Here is an 18,324-nt window from a genome sequence, read left to right as displayed (position 1 = left end):
TCGACTGCAGATTCGGATTACATCTTGAAAATGTGAAACATCTGAGTTGTCCCTTCGCCGATCAGTCTTTGCACAATCCACCACTTTCAAACTTAGCTGGAGCAGACTAATGCGATACGAACATGAATATGACGACGACAACGCACAATGCTTTCGAGCCAATGAGCAAACGTCGTAAAGGCTACCCGTCAGAAACGAAAGTCAAACGCGGAGTCCGAATCATCCGAGGCAAACAACTCGAGGAAAAGCTCGGTCGCAACGACCTATGCCCATGTGGCAGCGGTCAGCGGTTCAAGCGTTGTTGCCTACGACCGGGGCGTCTGTGATGGCGTCAATCGCGACGACTACTTTTAGGGAATGAGTCTTGAGGAATGAGTCTTGAGTCGTGAGACGTTCAAGACGACGAACGAAATGAGCGGATGGCCGATCACAACACAAAGTTCAACTGCCTGCTGGGAATACATCCTAACTATGAGGACCCTAAGGTATCGAGCTTCCGGGCGACCGGAAGCAGCGTGAGCGTCGATGAATCTCCATGAGAATCGTCGTCGTGTGCCCACTGTCGATGGCATTGCTGTCGATAAGAGCGGTTTTCTCGGCAAACAACTTCGTTGGACTTTTACAAAACATGGCGACTGCCGGCTTGGAATCCATCCATGATTGCGTCCAGTGAGTCTGGGGATCGCGGCAACACGATCGGTAGGTTCGATTCCTACACGCTAGTGGTCTGAGTCATTACTTCGTCGCCACCAATACACGATTGACTGCCTGATTGGACTACATCATGCGAGTGTCGTGGGTTCAAGTCCCACCGATGTGAACCTTGTGTTCGCTTCGTAGCTCAGTTGGTAGAGCATCGAAATGTCTGATTAACAAACTTCGTCAATCGTTTTTACACACAACAACCCGTGGGATAGGCATCCTGCCTGTCATCAAGCAGTCGACAAGCTGGAAGCTTATCCCACACCCGTACACGACTAACTGCCGCATCGGAATACATCTTGATTCGGAGGTTGCGGGTTCGAACCCCCGCCGGCATTGCCAAGCAGTGCCGTAGCTCAATTGGATAGAGCATCGAAACGTTTCTGATCAACCACTTCGTTAGTCGCGTTTTCCACAATTGTCTCGAGAGACTGAACTATGCGTGTTTTACATTCCTGTTTCGCCATTACGACCGGCCGCGAGTAATCCAAGCTCGCGGTCCAGCGGAGAACACACATGCACAATTCAATCTTTCAACGATTACGGAAACATGAAAACCACAACCGAATCTCGATCCAAAACCGTGACGACCGTTGCGGCCAGGATCGCTGGCGAAGACATCGCCAAAGGTGACTACGTCAAGGGACCGCTCGTTTGGAAGGCGATCGCCCGACAGATGGGACCGCAAGCACTACGAATGAACCTCAACACGCTATTGCGTCATGACGTGTTCAAGAAGCCTGGAATCTTGGGATTCGCAGGAACCGACAACGCGATGATCGACTACGTGGCCGGCCAATTGGCGGACCGCGACGCGATCGCTCGCAGCCGTCAGTTCCCGTACCAGTTCCTGGCGGCTTACATGAACGCATCGAACGAGGTTCCGAGCAAGATCAAGACGGCGTTGCATGACGCTGCCGAGATCGCGTGCGGAAACGTGCCAACGCTACCTGGACCAGTCATCATCGGACTCGACACGTCAGGTTCGATGGGATGCCCAGTCACGGGAAACCGAGGTCGGGGCGGAACGTCGAAGCTGCGATGCGTCGATGTTGCGGCACTGTTCGCAGCAGCGATCCTGCGTCGCACCCCAGACAGCGTCGTGATTCCATTCGATACGCAAGCTTACAAGGTCAAGGTCGATCCAAGCGATTCGATCCTGTCACTGTCAGCACGCTTGTCGAAGTACGGAGGCGGAGGAACAGACTGCTCGTTGCCATTTGTCGAAGCCAACACACGATACGCGAAGCAAGCCTTTGCCGGCATCGTGCTGGTAAGCGACAACGAAAGCTGGATCACGAACGGACGCGCCTACAGCTACGGCCAAAACGGTTCAACCGGAGTGATGACGCAGTGGGAGATGTTCAAGCAGATCCAGCGCGGACACGGCATTGCCGATCCAAAGCTGGTCTGCATTGACATCCAACCGTACGGAACCAGCCAGGCACCCGAGCGAAACGACATCCTGAACATCGGCGGCTTCAGTGACGCCGTGTTCAACGTCGTCAGCTCGTTCCTAGAAAACGACGCATCCCGCTTCGTCCGCGAAGTCGAATCCGTCGAGTTGTAAAGTGGAATCAGCTTCCAGCTTGCCATTCGCAGGCTGAAAGCCTACGTTGCGAATACGAGCACCCGCGGGTTGGCTTTCCAGCTCGCGGGTGTTGTTTTTTGATACTCGGAAGCCAAGTGGGGATTGGTTAATTGGAAAAGCCACAGACAACAAACATAAAACAGGTCATCGTCACCGCCGACCTGCAAGGGCGCGAGACGTTCGAGTCCGCTGGCGGACAGCCGCTGCGGCTTCTAGGGGAAGTCGTTCCGGCCATGCTACGAGCGGAAGTACTTCCCAGTCTGGGCCTGCCGAAGGGAGACATCGGTGTTTTGCTTGCCGGTGATTTCTACACCGTCCCGGCGCTCGACAAACGCGGCGGCTCAGGCGACGTACGGCCCGTCTGGGACGCGTTCGCCGCTGAGTTCGACTGGGTTGCCGGAGTCGCCGGCAACCACGACACGTTCGCAGGCGGTGCGAACCGGCCAAGATTCACTGGCCCGATCCACTTCCTAGACAACGACCACGTGACGATCGGCGGCGTCGCAATCGCCGGACTGAGCGGAATCCCGGGTAATCCAAGACGTCCTTGGCGACGAACCGAAGACGACTATGTCGAGACACTCGGCATGCTCTTGTGCGAGAATCCAGGGATCACAATCATGCACGAAGGACCGGACGCTCCAGTCAGTGGCTTCCGAGGATCACCACGAATCCGAGAAGTCTTCGAGCAATCCACTGGGGAAAACACGCTTGTTGTCAGGGGGCATTCACACTGGCCGGAACCTTTCGCGGAACTTGAATGCGGCACACAGGTTCTCAATGTGGACGCGAGAGTCGTGATCCTGACTAAGAACCAAGCATGAACCCAACCATCGCCAATCAACCATGACCATCGCCTGCATCGACGTCGGCTACACCGAATCCGAAACGGATCCAACGAAAGCGATCGCTGCCTGCGTTGTCATCAACGACTGGAGTGATATCGCTTCCGGGTCCGAGCATGTCGTGAATCTCTCGAATGTCCGCGACTACCAACCTGGTCGGTTTTACCTGCGGGAACTGCCGTGCATCGAAGCGGTATTGGCGGTGCTGCCAAGGTCGCCGACCTGCATCGTGATCGACGGCTATGTTTGGCTCAGCGATCAGAAACATCCTGGTCTCGGCAAATATCTCTACGACGCAGTGAACCAGCAAGTTCCTGTGATTGGAGTCGCAAAGAATCCGTTCAAGGGATCTGATCACACACACGAACTCTGCCGTGGCGGCAGCAATCGCCCGCTCTACATCACCTCCATCGGCATTCCGACCGCAGAGGCCGCCAGCAACATCGCCGCGATGCACGGTCCACACCGCTTTCCCTGGATCCTCAAACGCGTTGACCGTCTCAGTCGTGGCGAGCAACCGGAGTGATCCAATTGCTACGCCGTACGCCGCAAGACGTCGATGAACTCGGCCGACGTCATTTCAGGCTCGACGTCAAACTTCATCGTCTTGCTCCCCTGGTTCAATATCCACCACCATTCCGTGGTTGACCAAGCGGCCTATCAGGTCACAGCACGAAGCATTGATGAACTGAATCCCCTCACGAGTTTCGCAGCCAAAATTCTCGATTCCCGCTTCATCATGAATGTGCCCGAACGCGTGAATCCGAGGCTGAATTCGCTCGATCACGTGACGCGTCAATTTCTTGGAGCCAACATGGATCGGTTCCTTCGTGCGCCAGTGCCGCGTCACGTCGCGAATGCCCTTGGGCGGACCGTGCGTGATCAGCAGGTCGGTGTCGCCGGGGATCTCGGCCCAGTAGCCGTCCAATTCTTCACGGTCCTTCATGTACGCCCAATCGAAGAAAGCAGGTGTGTACGGAGAACCAAAGATCCGCAACCCGCCGAGTTCCATCGCTTCATGAATCAAAAAGTGAACCGTTGGAAAATGCCTCGGTGTGATCAACCCCTCCGCGATCGCCGTTGAATGGTTGCCTGGAATAAAGATTTTCGTTTCGATCTCCAGATTCACAAACCAGTCGAAGAAAGCTTTCGATTGCAACTGATTCAGCCAAGGCTTGCGCACGTTCGCCTCATCGCCGCAGTGGATCACCACATCGGCACGCGGAACCGTCAGCTCCGCGTGCCGAGTGTGAGTGTCAGAAATGAACCAGATTTTCATGGCCTAATCGCCATGCTTGGCGAGGAACTTGTTAGAGATCGTTTTGAACGAAACGCGATCATCCCCCGAGCCGCGAACCCAAACCAGCCCTTCACGTTCGGTCTTCGGATTCAAGACGCTCTTCCCCTCGGCCGACGTCAAGATCGCATCCAGACAATCAGGCACGATCATTTCGCCCAGCGGCGGGACGATCGACAAATCAAGCTCGCGACAGATCGTTTCCATCTCGGCTTTGTGAACGTAGGCCGACGCAGCGATATCGAACACATTGAAAACAAACACGGTCGGTGCCTTCAATGCGTAGCGGTTCTTCTGGATTCCCGGCCCGACCAGCTCGCCCTGAATCGCAAGCGACCGGCCCAGCGTTTTCATCCTGCCGCGCAGGTCCAAGTCGCGGACGACTCGCCAGTGACTATTCGATGCATCTTCAGCCAACTGCCAGTTGCGACCACAAACGCCAAACTGCTCCTCATGAACAAACGCCGTGAACGAAGTGCCGTCGATCTTTTCCGAAACATAGAACGCATGTCCACGGAACGAATCAAAATCGGCGGCCAAGTTCTGAATCCGTTCCTCATCCGTCTTCGCGATAAACGCGGGAAACCCACCCACCACATCGCCACCCAAGCAAGCCGGAATCGGCGCCTCGTACTTCACGATCCCTAATTCGTCTGTCACGTCTTCGCCAAGATTAAACGAGCGGCCAAGGATGCTCGGGGCCAGCAGCAGTCCTTGAGAAATCTGACCGCGCAGCTTGACCGTTCGCAGTCGGAAACCTTCGCGGTCATCCATCACCTTCAGCGACGATTTACGCAGAAACTCAAACTCATCCCGCACCGGCAAGAACGAATCGATCTCGCAATAAATCACCGCATCGCCGGCCGCGAACTCCCCCTTCTTCGTCACGCACTTCCAGCCATCAACAACGGCCAGTTCGATCATATCCGCACCCTCGATCGGGCGAGTCTCAAGCACAGTGCGGATGGTTGCTAGTTTTCGCATCAGATCTCCTCGCCACACGGATCGTAAATATCTGTAATGTGACGGCGAGGTTGCCCGGCAGGTTCACAGTGATGCGTCAAGCACTTCCAAGAACTCCCCAAGAACCCGCAAATCGGACGCGACATGCTCATCGACCTCAATCGGCGGATATTCAGGATTCAGCGGCTGAAGCTCAATGGATTGATGCTCCCAGCTATCGTCGGCGGCTCGCTTCGTCGAGTGGTAACGCTTGACCGTATAGCGTCCGCCGTCTTCTGGGTCGGCATGTGTGTTGAGTTGCACCAGCACCAAACGGCCCTGCCTCGAGCCTGTTGGGCACGGTCTAAACAAACAGACACTGCCGCTGGGAATTCGAGGCTGCATCGATTCGCCGACAACCCGAGCCGCAAACATCCCAGGTTTTAGCTTGTGCCCAGCCACCTCAACCCAGCCAATCTCTTCAGGAATTCCCTCCTCACCGAAAGTACCCGCTGCGGCCACCAAGTCGTAAACAGGAACATGCGTTGTGAACTTGGCTGAGTTCGCTATCGATGGCTGTAGCATTGCACCAAAGCCTTGCGCTGCAGTCTCTTGAGTTTCCGGGCTTTCCTCGGATACAACGCTGGCTTCGACCGGTTCCACTCGCCAGCTTCCATCTTCCATATCAAACCGCACGTGAAAGTCGGTCCCCGGCAATCCCGCATCTTTCCCGAACCATCGGCGAAGCAAGTCGGGCAACTGGTTTTTGCTTTGCCCAACTGGGTGCGCGACATTGCAGGCAACTTTCACGAACTTAAACGTCCAAACACTTCCATCCGGCAGTTGCACATCCGTTGGACCAACCGGCCGACCCGGCTGCTGCGTCTCGGTCGGAACGAAAAGGATCGGTCGCCCACTGGTGTGAGAAACTTTTCCCGTAAACGACAGTTCGTTGATCGAAACTTCTTTGAGGCGTTTGCTTTGGATATAGCGAGCCAAACGTCCATCGACCAATTCCTCCGTCATTGCTTCCAAGTCTGGTCGAAGCTCTTCAGCACACTCAATCGACAAACCGAAACGATCGCCCTTTCGTGTGAACCAGCGTTGCCCGTTCTGCTCGTCCAACCAACGATCAATCGGCCACTGGATCCACCAAGCTGTCCATTCCTCGTCGCTGGCATTGTGATGATCGACCGCGTGGTTGCCTTGCAGCAAGTCACGCTGCAAGATCGGATGCTCCAACATGTAACGCCGACACTGCTTGGCAAATTGCGGAAGTTCGACCGACTCGAAAAAAGCCGATTGGTCTAACAAGGCCCGCAGCACCACCATCTTATAGGACTTGTTCAGACTGGTTGTTTCAACCGTTTTTAGCCAATCTTTAAGCGACGCTACGACCTGCTGCTCCAATTCGTCGAGATCCCCTTCCTCTGCCACAAACTCGAACCAGCTTCCCGCGCTACGGCTGATCGTTCCCGGGTTGTACCCTCGGGCGATCAACTCCGCCGGCATCGGCCGTCGTCCCAATTCGTCGCGCATCCCGCGATAAGCTTCAACACTAGCCGTCGCACCAGTGGGCAAAAACTGTTTCAAAACATCTATCGCATCCAGTTCCACGTCCAGCAGGCAACCGGCGGGCAACACCGGCTCAGCTCCACCAAGCCACTTTCTCAAATCAGACCAACTGGCCGTATCACCACTCAACGACAGCAAGTGCAACATTCGCTGCGCGAAGATGCGGTGGTTGCCAACGAACTCAATTACCAGCAGCCGAGTCTTCCCAACACTGGCCCGCAAGCCGCGCCCGAGTTGCTGCAAGAACACAACCTTCGATTCCGTCGGCCGCAGCATCACGACTCGATCGACCGCCGGTACGTCCAAGCCTTCGTTGAACATGTCAACGACACAGAGCGTTTCCAGCTTGCCCTCACGAAGTTGTTCCAGCGACCGACCATAGCTGTCGCCCCCTTCTCCAGAAAACACGGCCGCCGAGCTCACGCCTTTGGCACGCAACCAATCGCGGGCGAAAACGGCGTGTCGCCGCGAACAGCAAAACACAATCGTTCGCTGTCCGGGATGCTCCGCAAGAGCTTGCCACAGCCGATCCATCCGCTCGCTCTGAGCGACTAGACGTTCCAGCTCTTCCTGATCGAACCGTCCATTTCGCCAAGGGATCTGATCAAAGTCGACCGTGTCACGAATGCCCACGCGACTGCACGCAAAGGCTTATCTGTTTCATCGAAACACTGGCTTTGGCAGCGCGTACGTGGGGTCGGCGAATTTATCCAACGCTGCGTTGTCCGAAGGACTCGAATGGACAACCAAGATCAGCCAGTACGAATTGCCTTATCTTTGGGAGAAGGTGACGGGAACCTTCGAGACGTACTGGCAAGACGATGAATTTCAAACCTACGACGAGCAAGCTGTTCCTAGACTACGTGAGGCGATCCAACGAGAACGTCGAGTCACCTCGGACTCGAGCACAACAATCCATTTCGATCTTCGCCCGTTTCCATTCCAAGAAGAAATCCTCGACATCATTGCGGCGGAACGCGAGGTGCACAACAAGCATCGCCATCTCGTCGTTGCGGCGACCGGAACCGGCAAGACGATGATAGCCGCATTCGATTACGCGCGTGTGGCCCAGCAAGTTGGTCGAAAACCACGGTTACTGTTCATCGCTCATCGCAAGGAAATCCTCAATCAGGCCTTGACATCGTTTCGCTGCGTCGTCAGGGACCAAAACTTTGGCGACTTGCTCGTCGATGGTAAAGATCCAGGTCAGCGCGATTATTTGTTCTGTTCGATCCAGAGTTACAACTCCAGGAAGCTGATCGACGAAGCGGCAGATCGGTTTGAATATATTGTGGTCGATGAATTTCATCACGCGGCAGCGCCAAGTTATCAAGCACTGCTTGGCCATGTTCAGCCGACGATCCTGCTGGGACTCACCGCAACGCCCGAACGCTCAGACGAACTCGACGTGTTGACCTGGTTCGGCGGGAGAGCCAGCGCGGAGATTCGACTGCCTGACGCGATCAATCGACGGTTGCTATGCCCTTTCCAGTATTTCGGCATCGCCGATTCGGTCGACTTGGATGCGCTTGATTGGCAGCGAGGCGGCTACCGAGTGGATGACTTGGATCGCCTGTATACCGGCAACGACGTCCGAGCTCAATTGATTCTCGAAAAAGTCTGCGATACGGTTTTGAACCTGGCGGATGTGCGAGGACTTGCGTTTTGCGTCAGCGTCGCTCACGCCGAATTCATGGCAAGATTCTTTGATGACAATGGCGTACCTGCCATCGCACTTTCCGCCCAGTCGACAGATGATGAACGCAACACGGCTCAGCAGAGATTGCGGGATCGCGGTGTGAACTTCATCTTCGTTGTCGATCTTTACAATGAGGGTGTCGATATTCCTGAAGTCGATACGGTGTTGTTTTTGCGTCCTACGGAAAGTCTCACCGTGTTCCTTCAGCAACTGGGACGTGGTCTACGATTGCATTTTGATAAAGAATGCCTCACTGTGCTCGACTTCATCGGTGCGCAACGGAAAGAGTTTCGATTTGCGAGCCGTTTTCGAGCGCTAAGTGGCAAGCCAATGGCCAAGCTCGACGACGAAATTGAAGCTGAGTTTCCGCATCTGCCGAGCGGATGCGTGATCAAGCTCGAGCGAGTCGCTCAGCAGCGGGTGCTCGCGAACGTACGTGAGTCAATACGCTTGGTACGCCCGCGAATGCTGGCGTCGCTGCGCGACCTAAAGCGGTATCTCGGGCGCACACCGTCGATAGAAGATGCCATTGACTACTTCGATACCACGCTGGATGAATTGTTGAAGCGAGGACTTTGGTCACGTCTGCTGGCCGACGCGGGAATCGGAGAGGCGGTCGTCGCACCAGATGAGAAGCAACTGGCCAAGGGGCTCTGTCGATTGAGCCACATCAATTGCCCTCAACAGATAAGTGCGTTGTCACAGCATCTACATTCGCCCCAGCAAACAACGTCCGCCGAAATGAGGACGCTGATCGCGATGCTGCACACAACGCTGTGGGGAATGCAATATTCCGAAATGACACTCGAAGATGCCGAGAATCGTCTGCGATCCAACCCGACTGCGATCGCTGATCTGCAAGCTGTCTTTGACTATCGCCTGCAACACTCGCCGCAATGCCCTTCGTTCGCTTCACCAGCGTACGATCCGTTGGCGATCCACGCAGCGTACACGCGTGATGAGATCCTCGTCGCTCTGGGCCACTGGAGCTATAATAATCGACCAAGCCAACGCGAGGGCGTTCTACACATGAAAGACCGAAATATTGATGTGTTTTTCGTGACGTTGCAAAAGTCGGAAAACGAGTATTCTCCGACAACCATGTACGAAGACTACCTCATTTCACATCATCTGTTTCACTGGCAATCTCAAAGTCATACTTCCGAACAATCGCCGACAGGCCAACGTTACATACGCCATCGCATAATGGGATACACACCGTTGCTGTTCGTCCGGGAGAGCAAAAACCTATCTTCCGGTCTTTCGGCCCCTTACCACTTCCTCGGCCCGTGCGACTACGTGAGTCATTCAGGTAGTCGCCCGGTAAGCATCACTTGGCGGCTGCAACACGCTGTGCCCACACGCTTGCTTCGTACGATGCAGCAACAGATTGCGATTTGAAATGTTGAACATAAGGAGTATCGACGTTTGATCGAGTCGACTCTCGATGGCTTACTCGGATTCCCGTGCTCAGAGCGAGGACTTGTCTTATTTAAGATGCTTTGTCGCCACTACTGGGACCTCGATCTCGTCGCAACGTACGTTGATGCGTATCGCGAGATGTGGGACGAAGACGTGAACAATCCTTAGGATCCAAAGGACCGCAATGAGCAAGCTTAGTTTTTCCGAGACGATTGATTCTGATGTCATGGCACGCGAGAACCGTCGTGTTCTTGAGATTCGCTACGAGATTGCCGAGTCGCTCGGACGGTCTGCGTTGGAGGCGATCGATGCCGGCGAGTACTTAACCGATCACGGGTGGGTGAATTGGTCGGCTGCAGTGAAATCAGCCGAAGCAGCGAAGGTGTCGATTCCACCGGATGCGTCCTTGCCGCAGGTAGACCAGCAATCGCTTGATCACACTCTGGTGAGTGTCGTAAATCGAACTACATTGGCTACCGCTCGTGCGATGGTCGAAGAGGGGCATCGTCCTCTGGCACTCAATTTCGCCAACGGCGTCGAACCGGGTGGCGGCTTCTTGCGAGGTGCTACTGCTCAAGAGGAAACGCTTTGCCGTTCGAGCGCATTGTACGCGACTCTGTTCGGCGATCCGATGTATGACTACCACCGCGACAATGATCTGGCCGCTTCGAGCGATTGGGCGATTCTGTCGCCGGACGTGCCGGTTTTTCGTGACGACGCAGGGATGGAATGCGACAAGCCCTGGCCCCTCAGTTTTTTGACGTGTGCTGCGCCGTACGCTCCGGCGATTGGGCGAATAGATTCAGCAAGGATGCTACGCCAACGAATTCATCGCGTTCTTGCGATTGCTCGGGCTTATCAATACCAAACGCTTGTGTTGGGAGCTTGGGGCTGTGGCGTGTTCGGCAATGATCCAAGACAAACGGCGATGGATTTCCGCGAAGCGCTCGAGCGTGATTTTGCTGGCGTGTTTTCGCACGTCGTTTTTGCGATTACGGATTGGTCCGATGAACGACGGTTCTTGCGACCGTTTAGCGACGTGTTCTCCTGCGACGACCACAGGGCGTAGCGTTCGTTTGTCACCCATCCCATTCTTTCTCGGCAAAAACTATTCTTAAAGTACGATGCGACGCTTATCGCTTTTGGTACGATTTCATCGCCAAGTCATAAAGATCACCAGACGGAAAAGAGTGAGCACGAATGAAGAAAGCGAGCGTTGTGCCCGACGAGATTGCCAAAGTGGAATCGACTGCAGGTGACGCGGAGAAGTTGAAGCGTCCTTACAACGAAGTGTATCGCTTGGTGGAAGAATTGAGCGACGTGGTGGATCGTGAATCGCTGAGCCATTGGTTTCAGACACCCAACGAAATGTTCGACGGCCTAAAGCCTGTCGAGATCATCGAGTGGGGTGAGATTGACCGTTTGTGGAGCATGGTTTTTCTGTTGCGCAGCGGGATGCCGGGTTGAGCAAATCCGGTAAGCACGTCTGGTCATGTTTTTCCGCTTACCTACACTAGCCGTTTGGGCGCTAGCCCCGGTTAAGCGGGGACCGTGGCTAGGGGGCTGTTGATCTAATCGTAACCCGCTGCGTAAGCGAGGGATAATTGATATTGACTCATCCCTCGCTTACGCGTCGGGTTACGATTTAACCGACAGCCCGCTAGAACGGCTAATAAACCGAATGACTTCACCTGACGTACTTAGCAATCATGGTAACCCCAAGAGAGGCTCGCTAAGCAGAATCGCGTATCGACAGGTGTTGATTGCTGCAGCAGCTTTTGGACTCGCAACTCCATCGAGACAGTTCCGTTCATTCAGAACAACAACGCTTGAGGGTCACTTGCGAGCGCGGTGTTAGGAAGTTCGCCTTCTTTTAACTGCACCACGAATGCTTCGATTTCGCCGGTGAAGGGGAACCAGCGAGTCAGCCGTTTCTTGTTGGTTGATGAAGAATTTTCGGTGACTTGTGAGATTCGCTGTTCCATCGTTCGAAACAGCGAGCGGTAGCGGCGTTCGTGTTCGATCGCCTGTTTCTCGTCCAGGGGCTGAACGTGTTCGATCACCAACTCGAACGGGCAGCCGGATTGTAACTCACGACGGCGGCTGGCCACGTCGGATGAGCGTCCGAGCTTTACGAACTTCGCGCCGAAGCATTCGCATGTGATGAAGTAAACCCCCGAATTCCCCAACGTGATTCTCCGCTATTTGGAACGAGTGCTTCAACCACATTTGACTTTAGGGTGTCAGCAACGTGGCTCGACGGTCCTCCGTCGAGAATCACGATGGGGACCACCGTGCCACGTTTTAAACCAACCCTCAATTTAAAAAATTGACGAAGCACTATTTTCGAGGGACATTGTACTTGAGCATGGGTGGAGGGCGAAGGACGCCCGCTTCATCGCAAAGAATGCCAACCAGGGCTGCAGTCGTCGATTGAAATTCGATCGGGATGATCTTTCATCATTCCTCGTCAGGTTCGCTAGTCCGGAGAATATCACCCAGTTGGGCCATGAAATGGTTGAGCTCTTCCGCGTTAGACTTCGCCTGCTCTTTCCATTCTTCTTCGGTCAGCTCAAACGCTCGCTCGCCGAGTCGTTCGACTTCCAATCGAGTGCTCTGGATGACCACACGACCGTTGGCGTTACTGAACCACTCCAAGTAGAGACATTTACGCCAAGTGAAGGGTGGTTTCTCGCCGGCGAGTAACCGACGAACCAACTCGTCGTTGGGGATGTCGTGATGTTTGATCATCTGGTCGGCTGTGATGTCACCGACATGTCCGGACTGATCCAGGCTGATGCTGGAATAGTCGGCTCGAGCGTCCTCGTCGCCACGAGATTCGTCGCTGGACAATTCGGGCTCGATGCGATGAATTCGAAACTTCCAGCCGGCCAGGTCCGGGTGGCAGTTGCCGGCAAGTTTCAATTGCAATCGATCAGTGAAGCCGTCCAATTGCAGCCAACCAACCGTCCAACCCCGCTGGGTGTTGTCCAGTTCGCCGGTTTGTAAAAGCTGCTCGGGTCGCCATGCCATTTCATCTTCCCAAATGCAAAATTAAGCCGACATTTTACCAAACTGACGATCGGAAGGAACATCGTGAAAGTCTACCTCGATGACGAAAGGGCAACACCGAAGGGCTGGACTCGCGTGTATTGGCCGGAGGAAGCGATCGAGCTACTTCGAAAAGGGATGGTCGAGGTCATCAGCCTCGATCACGATCTGGGAAACGATGATCGTGGGACGGGCTACGACGTTGTGAAGTGGATCGAGGAACAGGTCGTCACGGCCGGCTTTGTTCCACCGGAGATGCGTGTTCATTCGGGCAATGTTTCGGCTCGAACGAAGATGGAACTGGGGATCCGTTCGATTGAGCGACTCGCCAAACGCTAGACCTGTCGAGCTTAGCGATTGTTTATCTTAAGGCGGCTACGCCGCAAACATACAAGCCCGACGCGCAAGCGAGTGGAGTCGCTGGTATTGCGAAGTTTGGAGTGGATCCCCTAGCTTGCGCGTTTTGAAGACTGCCATATGGTTTTCAAGTGGGAAGGCAATTTTGTTACGGGTACATATTTTCACCGGTCTGCTCGGAAGCAGTTTTCGATTCGCAATCATCGGAACTGACGCTGGATTGAAAAATCGTTTCGCTTTTGAGTGGCGGTTGCCATGAGAGAATTCCTCGATTGAAGGGCGGAAGCTGATTCCTTCAATGAGAGCACTGAGACTGCCCCAGGGATAGATTTTGGCTATCTTAGGTACATACCAGGCTGGAAGCCTATGCCACTCTTATAATGCGGCAGTTAATGTTCATGCGATGCTAACCGCTTCACTGAAGATCAACGCTGGTCCCTCGCTCATGCTTCAGGTTATGATCTTAGAGACACGCACCGGTTTCCTCCGCTTTTTCGCTGATTGACGTTTCATGATCCTTTCTAGCTCGGCTCGGATTTCATTGGCTTTTCTCCTCTGCTTGGTCGCCTCGCTGCCGGGCTGCTCGCCTCGACCAGTTCCCGAGACGCAAGTCGGAGTGATGGAAAACGCCGAGACTTCTGCGGAGGTCATGCCGGGGGCGTCGACCCAATCACCCGACGAACCGTATACGTTTGAAGCTGAAGCCTACGAAGCATCGGCGGAGCAACTTCTCGATGCCCGGTTGCCGATCGAACAAACGACCGAAGGTTGGATTCGATTGTTCGACGGTCACACGCTTTTCGGCTGGGCGATCGCGGGAGAAGCCAACTGGCGGGTTGAAGACAACGCGATCGTGGTCGATCGCGGTTCGCCCTGTTTTCTCAATACGACCACCCGTTGGTCCGATTATGAGCTCGAACTCGAGTTCCAAGCCGACGAGGAAACCAACTCCGGGATCTTCGTTCGTACGACGATGGAACCGAGCGACCCGGCGATTGATTGTTTTGAAATCAATATCGCCCCGCCGAGCAATCCGTTTCCGACCGGAGGAGTTGTCAAACGCAAGATCGGTAAGACGATCGATATCAAAGCCGAACAATGGCATACCATGAACATCTTGTGCGACGGCGAACGATTGACCGTCAAGGTAAACGATCAAACAACCGTGGAAATGGACAATGCTGCTTCGCCCCGACTCGGCTATATCGGACTGCAGTACCGCACCGGTCCGATCCGGTTCCGCAACATCCGATTGCGTCCGATCGGTTTTGAATCGCTGCTTGATGAGAAACTGAGCCGTTGGACACGTTACGACGACATGGAGGGCGAGTTTCGAGTCAATGACGACGGGCAGTTGGTTGTTGACGGCGGGAAACAACAACTAGAATCGAAAGAAACTTACGGCGACTTTAGTCTCTTGGTCGATTATCAAATGGATTCACCGGAGTCGAATTCCGGGATCTTCTTCCGTGCCATTCCGGGCGATGTGATGATGGGATACGAGTGTCAAGTCAGTAACGAAACCGTCGACGGCAACCCCTTGCAACCGGCCGATTGCGGAGCCGGGGGCATCTTCCGTCGTCAGGACGCCCGAATCGTCGCCGGCGAACCCGAACGATGGAACACGATTCTACTCAAAGCCGAAGGGCCGCATTTCGCCGCGTGGGTCAACGGCTTGCAAGTCAGCGACGTCTACGACGACCGCGCACCCGATGTGAATCCTCGCAAAGGTTTGCGAACCGACCCGGGGACGATCATGATTCAAGGCCACGACCCGACCACACAAGCCACCTATCGTCAGATCTCAATCAAGCCACAACCCGCTGAAAATTAATCGCGGTCGGTTTTCAACCTCGCTTTGGCTGATCGGCATGGTCCGAGATCCACTCCACTCGCTTTCGGTCACTCGATACTGGGCGACCGGTTTCGTCGCGTTGCTGTTCGCTTCGCTGGGCTTGTGGCTGCCGTCGAACTGGACGGCTACGCAAGAGTACCCGGTTGTGCCGATGTTCGCTTTCATGGCCCCCTTGGCTCAACCGTATGGTTTTCTCGCGATTCCGATTCTAGGCACGCTCTGCGTCGCGATCGCGACGTTCGACAGCGACACGTTGCGGGACCGCAAGATTCGGCGCACCGGATGGTTCTCGGTCTCGGTGATGATGATTCTGGGATTCACCATCGACCAACATCGATTGCAACCCTGGGCCTACCAAACGTGCTTGTATGGATTGGTTTGGACGATCCTTCCCCGACAACATTCCATGATCTTTTTGCGGATCATCACCGCGAGCGTCTACTTCTACAGTTCGATCGGAAAGTTTGATTTCCAGTTCACTCATACCGTCGGCCAAGAGTTCTTGAACACGTTGGGGCGCTTTGTTGGGTGGGATGTGTCGGCATGGGACGAATCGCTCCGTAACCGACTTGTGCTGATCTTCCCCACCGTGGAATGCTTCGTCGCATTCGCGTGTCTGGTGCCACGAACCCGCAAGTTCGGTGGCGTCTTGGCAATCGCCATGCACGGGAGTCTCCTGTGTTTGCTCTCACCCTGGGGGATGAATCACAGCTTCGGTGTGTTGACATGGAACATCGTGCTTGCCGGGCAAGCGTATTTGTTGTTCGTTCGTCCCGGCGAGATTCCGACGGACGGTACCGAGTCGGTTGGTCGCATGATGATCGCGTCGTTGCTGGCTTTGCTGGTCGTCATCTTGCCGCTGACCGAACGTCGCGATCGGGCGAGTTCCGAGGCGTTTCATTGGGATCATTGGTTGTCGTGGTCGTTGTACTCGCCGCATAGCAGTCGCTTTCACTTGGAAGTTCATCAAAGTCAATTGGCGGACCTTGATCGGAGTCTTCGTTCGGTCGTCGAGGATGATGCCAACGACGATGGCTGGCACGCAGTCGATCTAGCAGCTTGGTCGTTGAAAGTGCGAGGCGTTCCGATCGTGCCGCAAGCCCGTTATCAGCTCCTCTTGGCGATCACGATTGCGGAGCAGTACGAATGGCAAGCCGCCGTCCGTGGCGTCATCCGTTCGTCCTCGGACCGCAGCGACGGCACCCGACACGAACAATGGCTGATCGGACAAACCGAATTAAAAAAAGCCGCCCAAGCATATTGGTTCCCCTAGTCCCCTTACGCCCCCGTAGGCTGGGTCGCAGCGATAGCGAAGACCCGGCAGGGAAGTGGTTCTTGGTTCTTGGTTCTTGGTTCTTGGTTCTTGGTTGGGCGATTCACGATCGGACCGATCAGTCAGATCCTTGCAATTCTTCACTCTTCACTCTTCACTCTTCACTCGCCTCTCGCCTCTCGCTTCTCGCTACTCGCTTCTTCCAGACCCGGCACGGGTTTGGGAAATCGGCCTGTTCGTTTAACATACGCGGTCGCTTTGCCCAATCAGAACCATTTTTTGTCCCAGGAAACGCATCACTTGACCGAACCGTTTCGTCCGGAATCGCTGCTATTTGTTTACTGCGTCTTCGTCATCATTGCGTCCGTTACAGGTGGGCAACTCTCCAAGCTGCTCCGCATGACGCACCTGCGGACTCAGTTATTGATGAGCGGCGTCGGCGGCTTGATGCTGGGTATTGCGATGTTGCATCTTCTGCCGCACGCCACCGAGGTTTTGCAATCGTCATCCAAGACGGGAGCGGCTGCATTGGCGGGTTTGATCGCGATGTTCCTGTTAGTGAGGTTATTTCACACCCACGATCACGGGGTCGTCGATCACGTTCATCACGAAGACATCGAGGGTCACGATCACCTGCATGACGATTGTGGTGGCCACTCGCATGCACATTCTCATCCGGCAGCCATCGAGCACGAGCACGAGCACGAGCACGAGCATGGGCATGGGCATGGGCATGGGCATGGGCCGAAGACTAAAAAACGTTTCAGTTGGGCGGGAATGTTTTTTGGATTGGCGCTGCATACGATCGTCGATGGGGTGGCGTTGGCCAGCAGCGTGATCGCCGACGCCAGTCACGGAGCCTGGTTGGGTTTGGCCGGTTTGGGGACGTTCTTGGCCGTCGCGATGCACAAGCCGCTCGACGCGTTCGCGATCACATCGGTGATGAGTAAACAGGGGTGGTCGCCACGTGCTCAGGCGATCGCCAACGGGACTTTCGCCGTCACTTGTCCCTTGGGCGCGTTGATGATGTATTTTGGTGCCACACGTTTGGGCACGGCCTATCCCGGCAGCGGCGACGCCATCCTTGGTTGGGGTTTGGCGATTTCGGCCGGATTTTTCATTTGTATCGCCCTGGCGGATTTGTTGCCCGAAGTCGCCTTTCACGACCACGACCGCGGCAAACTCACCCTTGCTCTGTTGATCGGCGTGGGGATCGCCTTGGCGATCGAAAACCTGCCGGGACATCGTCACCAAGACCACCAAGGCCACGGGCACCAGTTTCCTGGCGTGATGGCTCCGTCCACTGCCCCGTCTACAAACTCACCCTAAGGCGGCTCCGCCAACACACAAGCCCGACGCGCAACGGTCTGTTGATGTAATCGTAACCCGACGCGTGAGCGAGGGATAATTGATATTGACTCATCCCTCGCTTACGCAGCGGGTTACGAAAAACCAATGCCACAGGCAAAGGTGCAGCTTCAAGACTCACGCGTCGGGCTTGTATCAATTGCCTTCAAAAAACACCGAATGCGGCGATAACGGATGCAGTGCTTCGCCGCGTATGGGAATGATGAAGAATCACCGAAGATCACCAAATTCGTGCGATCAAGTCCGGAAAAGAACTTTCCAACGACCGCTCGGCCACCTATCGTAGAAGTTCACGTGAACTTTCTTGACGCTCGATGCGTTTTAGGAAATGCTCGAATTCGTCTCAT

Annotated in this window: 16 protein-coding genes; 11 read left to right on the top strand and 5 right to left on the bottom strand. The window is 54.9% G+C overall.

Annotation, left to right across the window (positions count from 1 at the left end; all coding sequences use genetic code 11):
* The first annotated feature begins 122 nt into the window (after positions 1–122).
* The 4 genes from Pla100_RS24450 (at position 123) to Pla100_RS24435 (ending at position 3,664) form a co-directional block, all read left to right on the top strand.
* Entirely contained in the window at positions 123–326 is a 204-nt protein-coding gene (locus Pla100_RS24450; protein WP_231603517.1) for an SEC-C metal-binding domain-containing protein, read from the top strand.
* Positions 327–1,252: 926 nt separating this feature from the next.
* The gene (locus tag Pla100_RS24445) at positions 1,253–2,272 is read left to right on the top strand and encodes a vWA domain-containing protein (protein ID WP_231603515.1); all 1,020 of its coding nucleotides are present in this window, start codon (positions 1,253–1,255) and stop codon (positions 2,270–2,272) included.
* A 131-nt stretch (positions 2,273–2,403) separates the two neighbouring features.
* The gene (locus Pla100_RS24440; RefSeq protein ID WP_146581105.1) at positions 2,404–3,117 is read left to right on the top strand and encodes a metallophosphoesterase family protein; all 714 of its coding nucleotides are present in this window, start codon (positions 2,404–2,406) and stop codon (positions 3,115–3,117) included.
* A 22-nt stretch (positions 3,118–3,139) separates the two neighbouring features.
* Entirely contained in the window at positions 3,140–3,664 is a 525-nt protein-coding gene (locus Pla100_RS24435) for an endonuclease V (protein WP_146581103.1), read from the top strand.
* 66 nt (positions 3,665–3,730) lie between these two features.
* On the opposite strand, the gene Pla100_RS24430 is transcribed toward Pla100_RS24435, so the two are convergent.
* The 3 genes from Pla100_RS24430 to Pla100_RS24420 form a co-directional block, all read right to left on the bottom strand.
* On the bottom strand, positions 3,731–4,417 hold the full coding sequence (locus Pla100_RS24430; protein ID WP_146581101.1) for a metallophosphoesterase family protein: 687 nt from the start codon (positions 4,415–4,417) through the stop codon (positions 3,731–3,733).
* A 3-nt stretch (positions 4,418–4,420) separates the two neighbouring features.
* Positions 4,421–5,419: an RNA ligase (ATP) gene (locus tag Pla100_RS24425; RefSeq protein WP_146581099.1), complete on the bottom strand. Its 999-nt coding sequence runs from the start codon at positions 5,417–5,419 to the stop codon at positions 4,421–4,423.
* Positions 5,420–5,482: 63 nt separating this feature from the next.
* On the bottom strand, positions 5,483–7,585 hold the full coding sequence (locus Pla100_RS24420) for a helicase-related protein (protein WP_146581097.1): 2,103 nt from the start codon (positions 7,583–7,585) through the stop codon (positions 5,483–5,485).
* On the opposite strand from Pla100_RS24420, the gene Pla100_RS24415 reads away from it, so the two are divergent.
* The 3 genes from Pla100_RS24415 (at position 7,578) to Pla100_RS24405 (ending at position 11,540) form a co-directional block, all read left to right on the top strand.
* Positions 7,578–10,052 (top strand): DUF3427 domain-containing protein, encoded by a 2,475-nt coding sequence (locus Pla100_RS24415; protein WP_146581183.1) that lies wholly within the window; start codon positions 7,578–7,580, stop codon positions 10,050–10,052. The genes Pla100_RS24420 and Pla100_RS24415 overlap by 8 nt on opposite strands.
* Before the next feature lie 205 nt (positions 10,053–10,257).
* Positions 10,258–11,142 carry a TIGR02452 family protein gene (locus tag Pla100_RS24410; protein ID WP_146581095.1) on the top strand — a complete coding sequence of 295 codons (885 nt, stop codon included), beginning with the start codon at positions 10,258–10,260 and terminating at the stop codon, positions 11,140–11,142.
* A 131-nt stretch (positions 11,143–11,273) separates the two neighbouring features.
* Positions 11,274–11,540 (top strand): hypothetical protein, encoded by a 267-nt coding sequence (locus Pla100_RS24405; RefSeq protein ID WP_146581093.1) that lies wholly within the window; start codon positions 11,274–11,276, stop codon positions 11,538–11,540.
* Between the two features lie 347 nt (positions 11,541–11,887).
* Here Pla100_RS24405 and Pla100_RS24400 read toward each other — a convergent pair whose 3' ends face one another.
* Positions 11,888–12,184: a hypothetical protein gene (locus Pla100_RS24400; RefSeq protein WP_146581091.1), complete on the bottom strand. Its 297-nt coding sequence runs from the start codon at positions 12,182–12,184 to the stop codon at positions 11,888–11,890.
* 349 nt (positions 12,185–12,533) lie between these two features.
* Positions 12,534–13,106 (bottom strand): hypothetical protein, encoded by a 573-nt coding sequence (locus Pla100_RS24395; RefSeq protein ID WP_146581090.1) that lies wholly within the window; start codon positions 13,104–13,106, stop codon positions 12,534–12,536.
* 63 nt (positions 13,107–13,169) lie between these two features.
* On the opposite strand from Pla100_RS24395, the gene Pla100_RS24390 reads away from it, so the two are divergent.
* From Pla100_RS24390 to Pla100_RS24375, 4 genes are all read left to right on the top strand, one after another.
* A complete protein-coding gene (locus Pla100_RS24390; RefSeq protein WP_146581088.1) occupies positions 13,170–13,463 on the top strand; it encodes a cyclic-phosphate processing receiver domain-containing protein in 294 nt (97 codons plus the stop codon).
* Between the two features lie 559 nt (positions 13,464–14,022).
* On the top strand, positions 14,023–15,315 hold the full coding sequence (locus Pla100_RS24385) for a 3-keto-disaccharide hydrolase (RefSeq protein WP_231603514.1): 1,293 nt from the start codon (positions 14,023–14,025) through the stop codon (positions 15,313–15,315).
* Between the two features lie 37 nt (positions 15,316–15,352).
* Positions 15,353–16,609, top strand: coding sequence for a hypothetical protein (locus Pla100_RS24380; RefSeq protein WP_146581084.1), 1,257 nt, complete (start codon positions 15,353–15,355; stop codon positions 16,607–16,609).
* Positions 16,610–16,909: 300 nt separating this feature from the next.
* Positions 16,910–17,938 carry a ZIP family metal transporter gene (locus Pla100_RS24375; RefSeq protein WP_231603512.1) on the top strand — a complete coding sequence of 343 codons (1,029 nt, stop codon included), beginning with the start codon at positions 16,910–16,912 and terminating at the stop codon, positions 17,936–17,938.
* Positions 17,939–18,324 lie beyond the last annotated feature (386 nt).

Source organism: Neorhodopirellula pilleata, from assembly GCF_007859915.1.
Taxonomy (GTDB): domain Bacteria; phylum Planctomycetota; class Planctomycetia; order Pirellulales; family Pirellulaceae; genus Rhodopirellula; species Rhodopirellula pilleata.
This window is presented reverse-complemented; position numbering and strand designations above follow the sequence as displayed.